The organism is Streptomyces zaehneri (assembly GCF_032248645.1).
GTDB lineage: Bacteria > Actinomycetota > Actinomycetes > Streptomycetales > Streptomycetaceae > Streptomyces > Streptomyces coriariae.
In genome coordinates, this window is sequence record NZ_JASTTJ010000004.1 from 296,984 (window position 1) to 314,147 (window position 17,164).

General features: G+C 73.6%; 15 protein-coding genes and 1 riboswitch. Of the genes, 9 read left to right on the top strand and 6 right to left on the bottom strand.

Features of this window, described 5'->3' with window-relative positions:
• Nucleotides 1–152 precede the first annotated feature (152 nt).
• The gene (gene alc, locus QQM72_RS09675) at nt 153–1,268 is read right to left on the bottom strand and encodes an allantoicase (protein WP_314220386.1); all 1,116 of its coding nucleotides are present in this window, start codon (nt 1,266–1,268) and stop codon (nt 153–155) included.
• 77 nt (nt 1,269–1,345) lie between these two features.
• Entirely contained in the window at nt 1,346–2,683 is a 1,338-nt protein-coding gene (allB, locus tag QQM72_RS09680; RefSeq protein ID WP_314220387.1) for an allantoinase AllB, read from the bottom strand.
• 267 nt (nt 2,684–2,950) lie between these two features.
• On the opposite strand from allB, the gene QQM72_RS09685 reads away from it, so the two are divergent.
• The gene (locus QQM72_RS09685; RefSeq protein ID WP_314220388.1) at nt 2,951–3,760 is read left to right on the top strand and encodes an IclR family transcriptional regulator; all 810 of its coding nucleotides are present in this window, start codon (nt 2,951–2,953) and stop codon (nt 3,758–3,760) included.
• A gap of 29 nt (nt 3,761–3,789) precedes the next feature.
• Here QQM72_RS09685 and QQM72_RS09690 read toward each other — a convergent pair whose 3' ends face one another.
• The gene (locus tag QQM72_RS09690; RefSeq protein ID WP_314220389.1) at nt 3,790–4,104 is read right to left on the bottom strand and encodes a DUF5955 family protein; all 315 of its coding nucleotides are present in this window, start codon (nt 4,102–4,104) and stop codon (nt 3,790–3,792) included.
• A 192-nt stretch (nt 4,105–4,296) separates the two neighbouring features.
• Between QQM72_RS09690 and QQM72_RS09695 the strand changes: the two genes are divergently transcribed.
• Both QQM72_RS09695 and aceB read left to right on the top strand, forming a co-directional pair.
• On the top strand, nt 4,297–4,908 hold the full coding sequence (locus QQM72_RS09695; RefSeq protein WP_314220390.1) for a nucleotidyltransferase family protein: 612 nt from the start codon (nt 4,297–4,299) through the stop codon (nt 4,906–4,908).
• A 183-nt stretch (nt 4,909–5,091) separates the two neighbouring features.
• The gene (gene aceB, locus QQM72_RS09700) at nt 5,092–6,726 is read left to right on the top strand and encodes a malate synthase A (protein WP_314220391.1); all 1,635 of its coding nucleotides are present in this window, start codon (nt 5,092–5,094) and stop codon (nt 6,724–6,726) included.
• Nucleotides 6,727–6,748: 22 nt separating this feature from the next.
• Here aceB and QQM72_RS09705 read toward each other — a convergent pair whose 3' ends face one another.
• Nucleotides 6,749–7,036 carry a SelT/SelW/SelH family protein gene (locus QQM72_RS09705; protein ID WP_314220392.1) on the bottom strand — a complete coding sequence of 96 codons (288 nt, stop codon included), beginning with the start codon at nt 7,034–7,036 and terminating at the stop codon, nt 6,749–6,751.
• Nucleotides 7,033–7,947, bottom strand: coding sequence for a HipA family kinase (locus QQM72_RS09710; RefSeq protein ID WP_314220393.1), 915 nt, complete (start codon nt 7,945–7,947; stop codon nt 7,033–7,035). The genes QQM72_RS09705 and QQM72_RS09710 overlap by 4 nt, the downstream gene beginning before the upstream one ends.
• A gap of 104 nt (nt 7,948–8,051) precedes the next feature.
• A riboswitch (cobalamin riboswitch) is annotated at nt 8,052–8,252 on the top strand.
• A 68-nt stretch (nt 8,253–8,320) separates the two neighbouring features.
• Between QQM72_RS09710 and QQM72_RS09715 the strand changes: the two genes are divergently transcribed.
• Genes QQM72_RS09715 through QQM72_RS09725 form a run of 3 tightly spaced genes read left to right on the top strand, consistent with a single transcriptional unit; the run spans nt 8,321 to nt 11,297 of the window.
• Nucleotides 8,321–9,391: an ABC transporter substrate-binding protein gene (locus tag QQM72_RS09715; RefSeq protein ID WP_314220394.1), complete on the top strand. Its 1,071-nt coding sequence runs from the start codon at nt 8,321–8,323 to the stop codon at nt 9,389–9,391.
• A complete protein-coding gene (locus tag QQM72_RS09720; protein WP_314220395.1) occupies nt 9,388–10,467 on the top strand; it encodes a FecCD family ABC transporter permease in 1,080 nt (359 codons plus the stop codon). Before QQM72_RS09715 ends, QQM72_RS09720 begins: the two co-directional genes overlap by 4 nt.
• Nucleotides 10,464–11,297 carry an ABC transporter ATP-binding protein gene (locus tag QQM72_RS09725; protein WP_314220396.1) on the top strand — a complete coding sequence of 278 codons (834 nt, stop codon included), beginning with the start codon at nt 10,464–10,466 and terminating at the stop codon, nt 11,295–11,297. Before QQM72_RS09720 ends, QQM72_RS09725 begins: the two co-directional genes overlap by 4 nt.
• 17 nt (nt 11,298–11,314) lie before the next feature.
• On the opposite strand, the gene QQM72_RS09730 is transcribed toward QQM72_RS09725, so the two are convergent.
• Entirely contained in the window at nt 11,315–12,070 is a 756-nt protein-coding gene (locus tag QQM72_RS09730; RefSeq protein ID WP_314220483.1) for a cobalt-precorrin-6A reductase, read from the bottom strand.
• A gap of 212 nt (nt 12,071–12,282) precedes the next feature.
• Here QQM72_RS09730 and QQM72_RS09735 point away from each other — a divergent pair, with 212 nt between their 5' ends.
• The 3 genes from QQM72_RS09735 to QQM72_RS09745 all read left to right on the top strand — a co-directional run bounded on the left by QQM72_RS09735 (nt 12,283) and on the right by QQM72_RS09745 (nt 17,091).
• Nucleotides 12,283–14,049 carry an ABC transporter ATP-binding protein gene (locus QQM72_RS09735; RefSeq protein WP_314220397.1) on the top strand — a complete coding sequence of 589 codons (1,767 nt, stop codon included), beginning with the start codon at nt 12,283–12,285 and terminating at the stop codon, nt 14,047–14,049.
• Between the two features lie 134 nt (nt 14,050–14,183).
• Nucleotides 14,184–15,938: an ABC transporter ATP-binding protein gene (locus tag QQM72_RS09740; protein WP_449657427.1), complete on the top strand. Its 1,755-nt coding sequence runs from the start codon at nt 14,184–14,186 to the stop codon at nt 15,936–15,938.
• Nucleotides 15,939–16,020: 82 nt separating this feature from the next.
• Nucleotides 16,021–17,091 (top strand): iron-siderophore ABC transporter substrate-binding protein, encoded by a 1,071-nt coding sequence (locus tag QQM72_RS09745; RefSeq protein WP_314220398.1) that lies wholly within the window; start codon nt 16,021–16,023, stop codon nt 17,089–17,091.
• The last annotated feature ends 73 nt before the right edge of the window (nt 17,092–17,164 follow it).

Below are 17,164 nucleotides of genomic sequence, written 5' to 3' on the forward strand. Positions count from 1 at the left end.
GCGAGGGGCCAGGGGCCGGGCACCCGGACCAGGACCAGGACCAGGACCAGGCAAGGCTGGAACGGGAGGGCGGGGCCGCCAACGCGTCGTCAGCGCCGTGAACACCCCTCTCGTGCGCGGGGTGTTCACGGCGGTGGCGGTCGGTTCAGCCGTCAGCCGCCGAGCTCCTGGTGGCGGGCCGTCAGGGCCGCCGTGCCGGCTTCCGTGAGGGAGCCGAACAGGCGCAGGCGGGAGATGCCGCCGTCGGGATAGATGTCCACGCGCGCGTGCGTGCCGAGCGCCGGGGCCGGCAGGACGAAGCGGTGGTTGGTGTCGGGCTGGAGACGGGTGCGCGGGAGGATCTCCGTCCACTCGCCGCTCTCGCCGTCCCTGACCGACACCGAGGCCCAGCCCGCGCTGTTGCCCTTCAGATAGGCCGTGTCGATCTCCAGCGCGCGGATCCGCGCCTGGGCCGCCAGGCGGTAGCGGATCCAGTCGTGGCCCCGGTCGCGGCGGCGGCGGGTCTCCCAGCCGTCGTCCATCTTGCGGGAGCGGCCCGGCTGGATGGTGTTGCTCGCCGGCGAGTAGAAGAGGTTGGAGGCGTCCTCGGCGCGGCCGCCGTTCTCCAGGGCGACGACGTCGAAGGTGCCGAGCACCGACAGCCACTCGGGATCGGGCACGACCTCCCCGTGCACGCGCAGGCGGGCGATGCCGCCGTCGGGGTGCTGGTTGACCCGCAGGTGGGTGGAGCGCTGCTCCAGCGACACGGAGAAGCCGTTCGCCGCGTGTCCGCCGACCGGCGTGCGCGGGACCAGCGTCGTCCACTTCACATGGTCGCCGAGGAGCTCCTCGGCGGACGGCGAGCCCGGCACCGAGGCGCCCTCGACCGACACCGCCTGCGGGTAGTTGCCGCGGAAGTGCGCGGTGTCGACGACGATGCCCCGGATCACCCCGGGCGCGCCGAGGCGGACGAGCGCCCAGTCGTGGTCCTCGGCGGTCGGCCACGGGTGGTCGGCGCGGGCACCGCGGCGGCGGCGGGTCTCCCAGCCGTCCATGACCTTGCCCTTGTGCCCGAAGTGCTCCGGGTCGAACTCGGCGGGTCCGGGCACCAGCAGGTTCTCGCGCTGGGCGAAGAACTCGTCGTTGGCGGCGACGACCGCGGCTCCGAGCTGCCGGTCGGCGAGGTCGACGAACCGGGTGAAGGGGAAGTCGGCGGTGCGGTAGTCCGCGTACGGGTCGCCGCCGCCGTAGGGGTTCGCGTCGCCGGTGAAGCTCTCTATCGCCGTCACGGTGATCAGGTCTGCCTTTCGGGAGTCGGCCGGTGCGGGTGCGGGTGGGGAACGGGCAGGTCGGACACTCCTTCGGCTCAGGGGGTACGGGTGAGGAGCCGGCCCTTCGGCTCGGTGAACTCCCCGTCCGAGACGATGCGTTCGCCGCGCAGCCAGGTGGACTTCACGACGCCGTACAGGGTCCTCCCGGCGTACGCCGTGACACGGTTGCGGTGCTGGAGCGCCGCCGGGTCGACGGTGAAGGTCTCGTCGGGGGCGAGGACGGCGAAGTCGGCGTCGCGGCCCGCCTCGATCGCGCCCTTGTGGGAGAGGCCCGCCAGGGCGGCCGTGCGTGCGGACATCCAGCGGACGACGTCCTCGAGGCCGTGGCCCCGTCGGCGGGCCTCGGTCCACACGGCCGCCAGGCTCAGCTGGAGGCCCGAGATGCCGCCCCAGGCCGTCGCGAAGTCGTCGGTCTTGAGATCGGCCGTGGACGGGGAGTGGTCGGTGACCACGCAGTCGATCGTGCCGTCCGCCAGGGCCTGCCAGAGCAGATCCTGGTTGGCGGACTCCCGGATGGGCGGGCAGCACTTGAACTCGCTGGCGCCGTCGGGGACTTCCTCGGCGGTCAGGGTCAGGTAGTGCGGGCAGGTCTCGGCCGTGACGCGGACGCCCTCCGCCTTGGCCGCGGCGATCAGCGGCAGCGCGTCGGCGGAGGAGAGGTGCAGCACGTGCACGCGCGCGTGGAGGCGCTTCGCCTGCGCGACGAGGTGCGCGACGGCGGTGTCCTCGGCCTCGCGGGGACGGCTGGCCAGGAAGTCGGCGTACCGGGGGCCGCCCCGCTGCGGTGCGGCGTCGAGGTGGCGCGGGTCCTCGGCGTGCACGATCAGCAGCCCGTCGAATCCGGCGATCTCGGCGAGGGAGCGGGCGAGCCGGTCCTGGTCGAGGTGCGGGAACTCGTCCACGCCCGAAGGGGAGAGGAACGCCTTGAAGCCGAAGACGCCGGACTCGTGCAGCGGGCGCAGGTCCTTGACGTTGTCGGGCAGGGCGCCGCCCCAGAAGCCGACGTCGATGTGCGCCTTGTCGGCGGCGACCTCCCGCTTGACGCGGAGGTGGTCGACCGTGGTGGTCGGCGGCAGGGAGTTGAGGGGCATGTCGACGAGGGTGGTGATGCCGCCGGCCGCCGCCGCGCGGGTGGCGGTCCAGAAGCCCTCCCAGTGAGTGCGGCCGGGGTCGTTGACATGCACATGAGTGTCGACCAGACCGGGCAGCAGCACGTCGTCGCCGAAGTCCTCCAGCCGGGCTCCCTCCGGGACGGGGGCGTCGTACGGCAGTACCGCCGTGATCCGGCCGGCGGCGACCGCGACAGCGGCGGGCCGCGACCCCTCGGGAGTGATGACGCGCGTCGAACGCAGCACCAGTTCAGCCTCGGACACCCGGGCCCCTCTCTTCCGTTCTCCTCCGGTTACGCCGGAGAAACTTCCACGTAACGGAATTCAACGTTCTGTTGAAGGAGTCTTCCCCTCCCGCCCTCGCGCCGTCAAGGGCCACTCCCCCAGAGTGCCCCCACCTCCGGCACTCTGGACGTTTCCACATAATGGAATTATTATTCCGGCCAGCAGAATCTAACTACGCGCAAGCGAGGAGTCAACCGACCGCCGGGTAGGCTTCAGCCCTTCCGCCAGTTTCGAAAGGAACGCGCCGTGCCGACGTCCAGCGCCAGCACCACCGACTCCGCCCGGTCCGCCGGCGGCGGGGTCCAGTCCCTCGAGCGCGCCTTCGATCTCCTCGAGCGGATGGCGGACGCGGGCGGCGAGGTCGGCCTGAGCGAGCTGTCCGCGAGCAGCGGGCTGCCGCTGCCCACCATCCACCGCCTGATGCGCACCCTGGTGGCCTGCGGTTACGTCCGCCAGCAGCCCAACCGCCGCTACGCGCTGGGCCCTCGGCTGATCAGGCTCGGCGAGTCCGCCGCCCGCCTGCTGGGCACCTGGGCCCGCCCCTACCTGGCCCGCCTGGTCGAGGAGACCGGCGAGACGGCCAACATGGCGCTGCTCGACGGCGACGAGATCGTGTACGTGGCGCAGGTGCCGTCCAAGCACTCGATGCGGATGTTCACCGAGGTCGGCCGCCGCGTCCTGCCGCACTCCACGGGGGTCGGCAAGGCGCTGCTCGCGGGCTTCCCGGACGACGAGGTGCGCGCCCTGCTCGCCCGCACCGGCATGCCCGCCGCCACGGACAAGACGATCATCACCCCGGACGGTTTCCTCGCGGCCCTCGCGGAGGTCCGGCGGGCCGGTTACGCGGTCGACGACAACGAGCAGGAGATCGGCGTGCGCTGCCTGGCGGTGCCGGTGCCGGACTCGCCCACCCCCGCGGCCATCTCCATCTCCGGCCCGGCGGGCCGCGTCACGGAACCGGCCACGGAGAGGATCGTGCCGGTACTGCGCCAGGTCGCGGTGGAGCTGTCACAGGCGCTGACGAGCCCCGGCCCCGCGGCCCAGGGCGGGCTGTAGCGGCACCGCGTCCGGCCGCGCCCGCCGGGTCAGGGGCGCGGCGCCTCTCCGAACAGTTCCACGGCGTGCCGTACCTCCGACAGGCTCCGGGCCAGTGCGCTCACCGAGCCGATCGCTCCCGCGATCAGCAGCAACGAGCTTCTCAACCGGGGGAGTTCGGGGATGCCGTAGGTCACCATCGCGGCAAGCGCGGCGAGTTCGTCCTCGGCGATCGCCCGGTCCGGGAACTCGACCGGATACGTGGCGAGTTCGCGGCGCAGCCGGGACACCGCGGTCCGCAGTTCCGCCACCCTCGGATCCTCGTAGCTGCCGGTCACTGCCCTCTGCCTCAAGCTCCGCAACACAGCTCCCCCCACGCGCGCTCCGCCGAGCGCGCGTGCGCGCCCATCCGTCCCGCAGCCCCGCGGTACCGGCACCGGGCACCGAAGGACGCGCGGGTCAGTAAACGCCACCCGGCGCGGCGCGCGCCACTGCGCGCACCGAAATTCAGCCCCGCAAGGCCGCACGGCCGACGCCGCGTCAGGTATGCAGGACGCATGACGCACACGGAAGACCGGGCCACGGACCAGGTGACCGGCCTGCTCCTCGCGGCGGGCGGCGGCCGGCGGCTCGGCGGACGCCCCAAGGCCCTGCTCGAACACCGGGGACGGCCGCTCGTCGAACACGCGGTGGAGGTGCTGCGCACGGCGGGCTGCGTTCGGGTGCACGTGGTGCTCGGGGCCGCCGCCGACACCGTACGGGAGCGGGCGCGGCTCGAGGGGTGTGTGATCGTGCCGAACCCGGCCTGGGAGCAGGGCATGGGCACATCACTGCGGGCCGGGCTCGGCTCGCTCGCCGGGACGGGGGCGCGGGCCGCGCTGGTCTCCCTGGTCGATCAGCCCGGCATCGGACCGCAGGCCGTGGCCCGGGTGCTGGCCGCGTACGAGGACGAGTCCTCGCTGGTCTGCGCCGCCTACGACGGCGTACGCGGCCATCCCGTCCTGTTCGGAGCCGGCCACTGGGCGGACATCGCCGCGACTGCCACCGGCGACCGGGGGGCACGCGCCTATCTGAAGGAGCACGAGGAGGCGATCACGCTCGTCGAGTGCGGGGACGTGGCCCGCCCCTTCGACATCGACACCCCGCAGGATCTCGCGCACCTCGAGTGAGGAGCCTGGCACTGGGCGCCACCTTGCCTCGACGCGGAGAATCTCGACATCAACAAATCATTGAAGTTCCACGATGAGGAAACTAGTATCCACTTTTCAGAAGGACCCGGCCCGTCCGGGGCCCCGCCCGCCGTACTCGGTTCGACTGGCACCCGGTGCCACCGCTGAAGGAAGTGACCGCTCATGTCCGCACCAGCGCCGTCCCCGCTGGCCATCGTCGACGCCGAGCCCCTGCCGCGGCAGGAGGAGGTCCTCACCGAGGCGGCCCTCGCCTTCGTGGCCGAGCTGCACCGGCGGTTCACCCCGCGCCGCGACGAGCTCCTCGCCCGGCGCGCGGAGCGCCGCGCCGAGATCGCCCGCACCTCCACCCTGGACTTCCTCCCGGAGACCGCGGCGATCCGCGCGGACGACTCCTGGCGGGTCGCCCCCTCCCCCGCGGCCCTGGACGACCGCCGGGTCGAGATCACCGGCCCGACCGACCGCAAGATGACCATCAACGCCCTGAACTCGGGCGCCCGGGTCTGGCTCGCCGACTTCGAGGACGCCTCCGCGCCGACCTGGGAGAACGTCGTCCTCGGCCAGATCAACCTGGCCGACGCCTACACCCGCAGCATCGACTTCACCGACCCGGGGTCGGGCAAGTCGTACGCCCTGAAGGACGCGGACGAGCTCGCCACGGTCGTGATGCGCCCGCGCGGCTGGCACCTGAACGAGCGTCACCTCGTCGACGCGGACGGCCGTCAGGTCCCCGGCGCCCTGGTCGACTTCGGCCTCTACTTCTTCCACAACGCCCAGCGTCTGCTCGACCTCGGCAAGGGGCCGTACTTCTACCTGCCGAAGACGGAGTCACACCTGGAGGCCCGCCTCTGGAACGAGGTGTTCGTCTTCGCGCAGGACCACGTCGGCATCCCGCAGGGCAGCGTCCGCGCCACCGTGCTCATCGAGACGATCACCGCCGCGTACGAGATGGACGAGATCCTGTACGAACTGCGCGACCACGCCTCCGGGTTGAACGCCGGCCGCTGGGACTACCTGTTCTCCATCGTCAAGAACTTCCGTGACGGCGGGACCAGGTTCGTCCTCCCGGACCGCAACGCGGTCACGATGACCGCCCCGTTCATGCGGGCGTACACCGAACTCCTCGTCCGCACCTGCCACAAGCGCGGCGCGCACGCCATCGGCGGCATGGCGGCCTTCATCCCGTCCCGCCGCGACGAGGAGGTCAACAAGGTCGCCTTCGAGAAGGTCAAGGCGGACAAGGACCGCGAGGCGAACGACGGTTTCGACGGGTCGTGGGTGGCCCACCCGGACCTGGTGCCGATCGCCATGGCCTCCTTCGACGCGGTGCTCGGCGACCGGCCGAACCAGAAGGACCGGCTGCGCGAGGACGTCGACGTCAAGGCGGGCGACCTGATCGCCGTCGACTCGCTGGAGGCCCGGCCGACCTACCCGGGCCTGGTCAACGCCGTTCAGGTCGGCATCCGTTACATCGAGGCCTGGCTGCGCGGCCTGGGCGCGGTCGCCATCTTCAACCTGATGGAGGACGCGGCCACCGCCGAGATCTCCCGCTCGCAGATCTGGCAGTGGATCAACGCGGGAGTGGAGTTCGAGCGCGACGGGAGCACGGTGAAGGCCACGCCCGAGCTGGCCCGCGAGGTCGCCGCCGCGGAACTGGCCGCGATCCGCGCGGAGATCGGCGAGGAGGCCTTCGCGGCCGGCCACTGGCAGCAGGCGCACGACCTGCTGCTGACCGTCGCCCTCGACGACGACTACGCGGACTTCCTCACCCTGCCGGCGTACGAGCAGCTCAAGGGCTGAGCACCGGCACCGGCCGGAAGGCTCACCTGTCCGAGTGGCCCAGGGACCGTCCCGGGGCCACTCGGTCACGTACGAGCTTCTTCACCGCGGTCGGCTCCGGGAAGCCCTGTTCGCGGCGGTCCCAGATCACCTCGTCGTCCACCCGGACGACGAAGACGCCGCCCCTGCCGGGCTTCAGGGCGAGCTCCGTCAGCTCGGCCTCGAAGGTCGTGAGCAGCTCCTGCGCCAGCCAGGCCGCGCGCGGCAGCCAGCGGCACTGGGTGCAGTACTCGATCTCGACCCGCCCGCCCACGTCGCTCGGTTCGCTCATCCGAGGTGCACCGACCAATCCTGTTCCGCGGCCGGCTTGCCGTGCAGGTCGGGGACCCGCTTGAGCCAGTCGGGCCGTCCTTGCCGTGTCCGCGCCGCACGCCGTGCCTCGTCGGCGGCGAGCTCCTGCGGGCCGGGGAAGTCGGTGGGCAGCCAGGCCGCCGAGGCCCGCACGCGCGCGTGGAGGTAGCGCACGTACGCCTCCCGGACCGCGTCCGGGGTCGCGAACCCCGCTTCGCCGGTCAGCCAGGCGTCCGGTACCTCCGCCACGATCGTGCGCAGCAGCTCCTCGGTCACCCTGGGCGCCAGTTCGGCGTCGGCGGCCCGGGTGTCCGGGGCGCAGCGGCCGAGGGCGTGGTGGCGGAAGTCGTAGCGCTTCTCGGGGTCGGCGCCGTCCCAGCGGTGGTGGAAGACGAGGGCGGCACCGTGGTCGATGAGCCACAGCCGGGGCGCGGCGATGCCGAGGGTCGGCCAGACCATCAGGTTGGAGCTGTGGACCGTCCGGTCGACGTTGACGGTCAGGGCGTCCAGCCAGACGATCCTCCCGGCCTCCAGCGGCTCCACCGGGAAGGCCTCGGCGACCTCCGGCGTGAAGTCCTCCGCACCCGGCAGGAAGTCCATCCCGAGGTTGAGCCCCGCGCTCGCGGCGTGCAGCTCCCGCACCTCCTGGTGCGGTTCCCGCTCCGCGATCGCCGGGTCGAACCGGACCAGGACCAGTTCGGGAAAGCGCAGCCCGAGGGCGCGGGCCAGCTCGCCCACGATCACCTCGGCGACGAGCGCCTTGCGGCCCTGCGCCGAGCCCGTGAACTTCACGACGTAGGTGCCCAGGTCGTCGGCCTCGACGACGGCGGGCACGGAGCCGCCCGCCCGCAGCGGAGCGAGGTAGCGGGTCGCCGTGACCTCGGTCAGCATGGCTCTCTCCCTCTGGCCTGAAGGAGCATAGTAACCAGGCCCGACAGCCGGCGAGAGGGCCCGAGCCGGCGCGCGGAAGGGCCCGCGGGCGGCCTCCGCGGCTGTGGTAGCTTGCCCAGGCCAGTCGAACCCATGTGCGCACGTGAGTGTGTACGGGTCAGGGAATCCGGTGCGAATCCGGAGCTGACGCGCAGCGGTGAGGGCGACGGGCGGGGCAACGGCCACTGGACGGCGTACGCGGTCCGGGAAGGCGCCTCGTCCGGGTGACCCCGAGTCCGAAGACCTGCTGGCCGCCCCCGCCGCCCGCATACGGCCGGGGGAGCACCGTACGACCGGGCTTCGCGCTTGAGCCCTCGACGCCGAAGGAAACCCTGTGCCGCTCGCACGTCCCCTCCGTTCTGCCCGGCCCGCCGTTCTGTTCCTGGCCGGTGCCCTGCTGCTGGCCGGCTGCGGCTCCTCGGGCCCGGCGGGCTCCTCCGGCTCGGCGGGCTCCGGCTCGGCGGGCAGGAGCGGGGCCGCCGACCGTCCGGTCCGGCTCGACAACTGCGGGCGGCGGGTCGTTGTCGACAGCCCTCCGCGGCGGGCCGTCTCGCTCAACCAGGGCACGACCGAGATCATGCTCTCCCTCGGGCTGGCCGACCGCATGGCGGGGACCGCCACCTGGACCGACCCGGTGGCAAAGGGCCTGGAGAAGGCGAACGCGAAGGTGAAGCGCCTCGCCGACAACGCCCCCTCCTTCGAGACGGTGCTGGACACCGAACCCGACTTCGTCGCCGCCTCCTTCGCCTCCACCCTCGGCAAGGGCGGGGTCGCCCCGCGCGAGCAGTTCGAGAAGCTCGGCGTGCCCACGTACCTCTCCCCCTCCGACTGTGTCGGCAAGGACAACAGCGGTGACGGCGACGGCGTCCGCACCGAGCCGCTGACCATGGACGCGGTCTACGGCGAAGTCCGCGACCTGGCCGCGGTCTTCGGCGTCCGGGAGCGCGGCGAGAAGCTCGTCGCCGAACTGAGGAACCGCGTGACCAGGGCCACCGCCGGCCTGGACGCCCGGGGCGTGACCCTCATGTACTGGTTCGCCAACTCCCAGTCCCCGTACCTCGCGGGCTGCTGCGGCGCGCCGGGCGTCGTCACGAACGAGCTCGGCGCGAAGAACGCCTTCGACGACACCGATCAGGAGTGGCCCCAGGTCAACTGGGAGACGGTCGCCGACCGCGACCCGGACCTCCTCGTCATCGGCGACCTGACCCGCAGGCAGCAGACGGCCGAGACCGCCGCCAAGAAGATCGAGTTCCTGGAGTCGAACCCGGTCACCAGGAACATGACCGCGGTGAAGGAGAAGCGGTACGTGCTGCTGTCCGGACAGGCCATGAACCCGACCGTCAGGACCGTCGAGGGCATCGAGAAGCTGGCGGCGGCGCTGCGCGGCCACGGCCTCGCGGGATGACCGGCGCTCCGTCGGCGTCCACGGCGGCTGCCGGGGCGCCGGCGTCCCGGGCGGCGGCAGTGGGCCGGCTGCGCCGGGCGCTGCTGTGGGCGTCCGGTCTCGCGCTGCTGTGCGCCTCGGTCGCCGTGGCCATCACCATCGGCCCGGCGGACATCGCCGTCGGTGACGTGTGGTCCGCGGTCGCGGCCCATCTCGGCTGGGGACAGGCGCAGTTCACTCCGCTGCGGGACGGCATCGTGTGGAACCTGCGGCTGCCGCGCACCCTGCTCGCCGCGGTGTGCGGCGCCGGCCTCGCGGTGTGCGGGGCGGTGATGCAGTCCCTGCTGCGCAATCCGCTCGCCGACCCCTTCGTCCTCGGCGTCTCCTCCGGCGCCTCGACCGGCGCGGTGCTGGTCGTCGTCCTCGGCGCGGGCGGCGGTCTCCTGTCGGTCTCCGCAGGCGCGTTCCTCGGCGCGCTGGTCTCCTTCGCGCTGGTGCTGCTGCTCAGCCACACCCTCGGCGGCACCACGGACCGGGTGGTCCTCGCCGGAGTCGCCGCCATGCAGCTGTTCTCCGCGCTCACCTCCTTCGTCGTGATGACGGCCGCCGACGCGGAGACCACCCGCGGCATCCTGTTCTGGCTGCTCGGCTCGCTCAGCGGCGCCGACTGGACGGACGTGACCGCCGGCGCGGCCGCGCTGGTCGTGGCGCTGACGGTCTGCCTGGGTCACGCCAGGACCCTGGACGCGTTCGCCTTCGGGCAGGACGCGGCCCTCTCCCTCGGCGTCTGCGTGGCCCGCACCCGTCTGGTGCTGCTGTGCACGACCGCGCTGCTCACCGCCGCCCTGGTGAGTTCGGCCGGGGCGATCGGCTTCGTCGGCCTGGTGCTCCCGCACGCCGCACGCGTCCTCACCGGCCCCGGCCACACCCGGCTGCTGCCCGCCACCGCCCTGACCGGCGCGGTGTTCCTGGTCTGGGTCGACACCCTCGCCCGCACCGTGCTCGACCCGCAGGAGGTGCCGGTGGGCGTGGTGACCTCCCTCATCGGCGTCCCGGCCTTCGTCACCGTCCTGTACCGCGCGAGGGGCACCCGATGACCGGCTCGGAGACGGCCGCCTCGAAGACCACCGGCACGAAGACGACCGGTTCCGAGGGGCTGCGTGCCGACCGGGTCGGCCGTGCCGCCGGCGGCACCCTGATCCTCGACGGGGTCAGCCTGACGCCCCGCCCCGGCTCCGTCACCGGCCTGCTCGGCCCGAACGGCTCGGGCAAGTCCACCCTGCTGCGGCTGCTCGCCGGTGTGCTCGCCCCGGACTTCGGCGTCGTCACCCTCGACGACCGCCCGCTGGCCCGGGTGAGCCGCCGCGCCGTCGCCCGGCGCATCGCCGTCGTCGAGCAACAGGCCGACACACAGCTCGCGCTGAGCGTCCACGACGTCGTACGCCTCGGCCGCATCCCGCACCGCCGCGCCTGGGCGGCCGCCACCGCCGCCGACGAGGAGGCCGTCCGGTCCGCGCTGGCGCGCACCGGGCTCGCCGACAAGTCCCACCGGCCCTGGCACTCCCTGTCGGGCGGCGAACGCCAGCGCGTCCAGATCGCCCGCGCCCTCGCCCAGGAACCGCGCGAGCTCCTCCTGGACGAGCCCACCAACCACCTCGACATCCGGCACCAGCTGGCCCTGCTGGCTCTGATCACCGAACTGCGGGTCACCAGCGTCGTCGCGCTGCACGACCTCAACCTGGCCGCGATGTACTGCGACCGGCTCGTCGTCCTCAGGCAGGGGCGCGTGGTGGCCTGCGGCAGCCCGCACGAGGTCCTCACCGAGGCGCTCATCGCCGACGTCTACGGCGTCCGGGCAACAATCACCGCCGACGGCCCCGACGGCCGCCCGCACATACGCTTCCTGGGCGCCGCACCGACTCCCTGACGTGGCGTCAGCGACCTTTACCCTCGTCTCCGTTCGGCGTTCCCGATCCATTCCAGGGCCTGCTCCGGCCCTGCCGCGACCCGGACGCCCGCGGGGACCGGCGGTCGGCGCACCACGACCACGGGGAGTCCCGCCGCACGGGCGGCGGCCAGTTTCGGGGCGGTGGCCGCTCCCCCGCTGTCCTTGGTCACGACGACGTCGATCCGGTGACGGCGCAGCAGTTCGCGCTCCCCGTCGAGCGTGAAGGGCCCGCGGTCGAGCAGCAGCTCCATGCGGGACGGGACCGGCGCCCCGGGTGCGTCGACGGACCGTACGAGGAACCACAGGTCGTCCAGGGCGGCGAAGGCGGCCAGCCCCAGGCGCCCGGTGGTGAGGAACACCCGTCGGCCGAGCGAGGGCAGCAGGTCTGCGGCCTCCGCCAGGGAACCGGTCTCGTGCCAGACGTCGCCCGCCACCGGGACCCAGCCCGGGCGGCGCAGCGCGAGCAGCGGCACACGGGTGCCGGCCGCGGCCTTCGCCGCGTTGAGACTGATGGTCCCGGCGAAGGGGTGGGTGGCGTCGACGAGCGCGTCGACCCCCTGCTCGTCCAGCCACGCGGCGAGCCCCTCGGCCCCGCCGAAGCCGCCCACGCGCACCTCGCCGGGCGGCAGCCGGGGCGCGGCCACCCGTCCGGCCAGGGAGGTCGTCACGCGGAGTCCGGGGCCGGCGTCGGCCGCCAGGAGTTCGGCGAGCCGGCGGGCCTCGGTGGTCCCGCCCAGGATCAGTACGTGCACGGCGGTCCGGTCCCTTCCGGAGAGCGGGGCCCGGGCGGCGCGGCCGGGGATGGTCACGGCGCCCACTGAAGCACACCGGCCGCGGACCGGCCGGGCCGGCGTCGTGTCCCGGGAGCGCGCCACGCGGTGCGCCGGGCCGCCGGGGCATTGACTCGCCCGCCATCACTTAGAGTAGCCTTGCCTAAGTTGAACCGGTTTCCGGAGGGTGGCTGGTGGGATCAGGGGAACAGTCGGGGCGGGACGTCCTGACGCGCTCGGTCAGGGGGCAGGCGCGTCGCGTCGGCCTCGGCGCGGCGCTCGGGTGTGTGCACCAACTGGGGGAAGCCCTGGTACCGGTGCTCATCGGTGTCGTCATCGACCAGGCCGTGGCCGGGCAGGACGCCGGGCGGCTCGCCCTCTGGCTGGTCGTCCTGGCCGTGATGTACGTGGCGCTGTCGTGGAGTTTCCGGCTGGGCGCGCGGGCCGGTGAGCGCGGTGCCGAAGAGGCCGCGCACACCCTTCGCCTGGCGATCGTGCGCCGGGTGCTCGACGCCCGCGGCGGCGCCGAGGAGGGACGGCTGCCCGGCGAGCTGGCCAACGTCGCCACCGAGGACGCCAAGCGCGTCGGCGCGGTGAACATGGCGCTGATGAGCGGGATATGGGCGGTCGCGGGCATCACCGCAGGCGCCGTGTGGCTGCTGCTGACGTCCGTGCCGCTCGGGCTGATCGTGCTGCTGGGCACGCCGGTGCTGCTGTGGCTGGGGCATCTGCTGAGCAAGCCGCTGGAGCGCCGCAGCGAGGCCGAGCAGGACCGGGCCGCCCACGCCTCGGGAGTGGCCGCGGACCTGGTGGCCGGGCTTCGGGTGCTGAAGGGGCTGGGCGCCCAGCAGGCGGCCGTCGAGCGGTACCGCCGCACCAGCCGTGCCTCGCTCGCGGCAACCCTGCGCGCGGCACGGGCCGAGTCCTGGCAGACCGGGCTCGTCCTCGCCCTGACCGGTGGGTTCATCGCGCTGATAGCGCTGGTCGGCGGGCGGCTGGCGCTCGACGGCTCGCTCACGCTGGGGCAGTTGGTGTCGGCGGTGGGTCTCGCGCTGTTCCTGCTGGGGCCGTTGGAGACGTTCGCCTGGGTCAACGCCGAACTGGCGCAGGGCCGGGCCTCGGCCGCCCGGGTCGCGGAGGTCCTCGCCGCGCAGCCCGCCGTGGTGGGCGGCCAGGACCCGGTGGCGGACCCGGTGCGCGGGGAGCTGCGGCTGCGCGGGGTGCGGCTCGGCGGTCCGGACGGCGTCGACCTCGATCTGACGGCCGGGCGGCTGACCGGGATCGCCGTGACGGATCCGGCGTGCGCCGAGGCCCTGTTGCGCTGCCTGGGCCGGGAGACCGACCCGGAGTCGGGTTCGGTCGAACTGGACGGTGTGCCGTTGACCCGACTCGATCCGGCGGGGCTGCGGGCGGCGGTGCTGGTGGCCGCCCATGACGCCGTGCTGTTCGACGGCTCGCTGGCCGCGAACGTGACTCCGCAAGCGGAAGCCGAGGCGCGGAGCGGCCCGGCGCACAACGGTGAGGCGGACGGGGCGGCGGACGGAACGGCGGAGGGCGCGGCGGATCTCCGGACGGAGCGCGCCATGGCCGCCGCCCACGCCGACGAGGTGGCCCGTTCCCTGCCGCACGGCGCCGCGACCGGCGTCGGCGAGGGCGGCCGGTCCCTGTCGGGCGGGCAGCGCCAGCGCGTCCTGCTGGCGCGTGCCCTGCGCGCCGGGCCGCCCGTCCTGGTCGTGCACGATCCGACGACGGCCGTGGACGCGGTCACCGAGGCACGCATCGCCGAGGGGCTGCGCGAGATCCGGCGCGGCCGCACCACGGTCGTGGTGACCAACAGCCCGGCGCTGCTCGCCGTCGCCGACCGGGTGGTCCTCCTCGACGGCGGCCGGGTCGGCGCCGAGGGCACCCACGCCGAACTCGTACAGGCCGACGCGACCTACCGGACGGCGGTGCTGGCGTGACGACGGAACAGACGAGAGCCGCGCAGACGGAAGCCGCGCGGACAGCGGCAGAGCAGACGGAGGCAGGACAGACGGCGGCAGAGCGGACAGCGGCAGAGCGGACAGCGGCCGGGCCGGCGGAAGCCGACCGGACCCTGCTGCCGACGGCGAGTCCCGCCCGCACCCGGGCCGCGGTGCGCGAGTTGTTGCGGCCGCATCGGGGGCTGGCCTGGGCCGGATTCGGGCTGATGGTGCTCGCCACCTCCGTCGGGCTGCTCACCCAGCCCCTGCTCGGTCACATCGTCGACGTGGTCACCGAGCGGCGCTCCCCCGACGCGCTCACCGTGCCCGTCCTCGCGCTGGCCGGGGTCGCCGTGGTGCAGGGCGTCACGACCGCGCTGGGCATGTCACTGGTGTCCCGGCTCGGCGAGACCGTGCTCGCCCGGCTGCGCGAGCTGTTCGTGGAGCGTGCGCTCTCCCTGCCGCTGGGGCGGCTGGAGAAGGCGGGCTCCGGCGACCTCAACGCCCGGGTCACCCGGGACGTGTCCCGGGTCGCCGACGCGGTTCGCGGCGCCCTGCCGGAGCTGGCGCGCTCCGCGCTGTCGATCGTGCTGACCCTGGGCGCCCTCGCCCTGCTGGACTGGCGGTTCCTGCTGGCCGCGCTCGTCGCCCTGCCCGTACAGGCGCACACCGCGCGGTGGTACGTGCGCAACGCCGTGCCCCTGTACGCCAGGGAGCGCATCGCCACCGGGGCCCAGCAGCAGCAGCTGCTGGACACCATCGGCGGGGCGCGGACCGTACGGGCGTACCGGCTCCAGGCCGGCCACACCCGGCGGGTCACCGACCGCTCGCGGGCGTCGGTGGAACTGACGATGCGCGGGGTGCGGCTGGTGCTGCGCTTCTACAGCCGTCTGCACATCGCCGAGTACGCGGGCCTCAGCGCCGTCCTGGTCACCGGGTTCCTGCTGGTGCGCTCCGGCTCCGCCTCGGTCGGCACCGCCACGGCCGCCGCGCTGTACTTCCACAGCCTCTTCGGACCGGTGAACACCGCGCTCGTGCTGCTCGACGACGCCCAGTCGGCGACGGCGGGACTGGCCCGGCTGGTCGGGGTGGTGGACGAGCCGGCGCCCGTGTTCGCCCAGCACGCGCAGGAGCGTTCGAACGCCGCCGGCGCCCCGTCCGTGACACTGACCGCCGTCTCCCACGCGTATGTGCCCGGACGCCCGGTGCTGCACGGCGTCGATCTGGAGATCCGGCCCGAGGAACGCGTCGCGCTGGTCGGGACGACCGGGGCGGGCAAGACGACGCTCGCGAAGCTGGTGGCGGGGCTGCACCGGCCGGAGAGCGGGCGGATCGACGTCGGCGGCGCCGAACCGGACGAGTCCGGCCGCCTGGTGGGGCTCGTCACGCAGGAGGTGCACGTCTTCGCCGGACCCCTCGCCGACGACCTGCGGCTGGCCCGCCCCCGGGCGGACGACGAGGAGCTGCGGGAGGCGCTGGCCACGGTGGGCGCGCTCGGCTGGGCCGAGGCGCTGCCCGAAGGCCTGGAGACCGTCGTCGGCGACGGCGGACACCGGCTCACCGCCGACCGGGCCCAGCAACTCGCTCTGGCCCGGCTTCTGTTGGCCGACCCGCCGGTCGTGGTCCTCGACGAGGCGACCGCCGAGGCGGGCAGCTCGGGCGCCCGCCTGCTCGACGAGGCCGCCGAGCAGGCCCTGCGGGGCCGTACGGCGCTGGTCGTGGCGCACCGGCTCAGCCAGGCCGCCACCGCCGACCGGGTGGTCGTCCTCGGTGACGGCCGGGTCGTGGAGAGCGGCACGCACGACGAACTACTCACCGCCGACGGCGCGTACGCCGCCCTGTGGCACGCCTGGTCCGGCAGCCGCTCCCCCGCCCCGGAAGGCCCCTGACGCGCCCCCTGTCCGCCATCGCCCCGCCCCGGAACCGGCCACCCCCCGCCGAACGCACCGCGACGAACAGAAGGATCATCCGATGCCCCGCGCCCTCAGAGCCTCACGGCTGTCCGGCCTGCTCGCCTCCGTAGTCCTGCTCGCCGTCGCGGCGGTCGGCTGCGGCGACTCCGACTCCGGTTCCTCGTCCTCCGGCGCCAAGGGGCCGGACTCCTCGTCCGCCGCCGGCGCCTTCCCCGTGACCCTCGACCACAAGTACGGCAGCACCACGATCGAGTCCGAGCCGAAGCGGATCGTCACCGTCGGTCTCACCGACCAGGACGCCGTCCTCGCGCTGGGCAAGGTGCCGGTCGGCACGACCGAGTGGCTCGGCGGCTACAAGGGCGCCGTCGGCCCGTGGGCGAAGGACAGGCTGGGCGGCGCGGCGGCGCCGACCGTCCTCACCGACACCGGCACCGGCCCCCAGGTGGAGAGGATCGCCGCGCTCAAGCCCGATCTCATCCTCGCCGTGTACTCGGGCCTGACCAAGGCCCAGTACGAGAGCCTGTCGAAGTTCGCGCCGGTCGTGGCCCAGCCGAAGGCGTACAACGACTACGGCGTGCCGTGGCAGCAGCAGACCGAGGAGATCGGCAAGGCGCTCGGCAAGGAGAGCGAGGCCAAGGCGCTCGTGTCGGGCGTCGAGGAGAAGTTCGCGGCGGCCAGGAAGGCCAACCCCGCCTTCGCCGGGGCGACGGCCGTCATGGCGACCCCGTACGAGGGCACGTTCGTCTACGGCAGCCAGGACACCCGCTCGCGGATCCTGTCCGGCCTCGGCTTCTCGCTGCCGAAGGACCTCGACAAGGTGATCGGGGACGCCTTCGGCGCCAACATCAGCAAGGAGCGCTTCGACCTGCTCGACCAGGACGTCGCCGTGTGGATCGTGCCGGACCTCACCACGGCGGTCACCAAGCTGCACGGCGACAGGATCTACTCCGACCTGGACGTGGTGAAGCAGGGCCGTGAGGTCTTCGTCCAGGAGACCGGCGACTACGGCAACGCGGTGTCGCTGTCGACCGTGCTGAGCCTCCCCTACGTCATCGACCGCCTGGTGCCGCAGCTCGCCGCGGCGGTGGACGGCAGGACCGGCACCAAGGTGGCGCAGCCGGCGTCCTGACCGGTTCCACGGCAGGACGAAGCGGCAGGACGCAACGCGTGACGAAGGGGGCGGCCCGTGCGGGCCGCCCCCT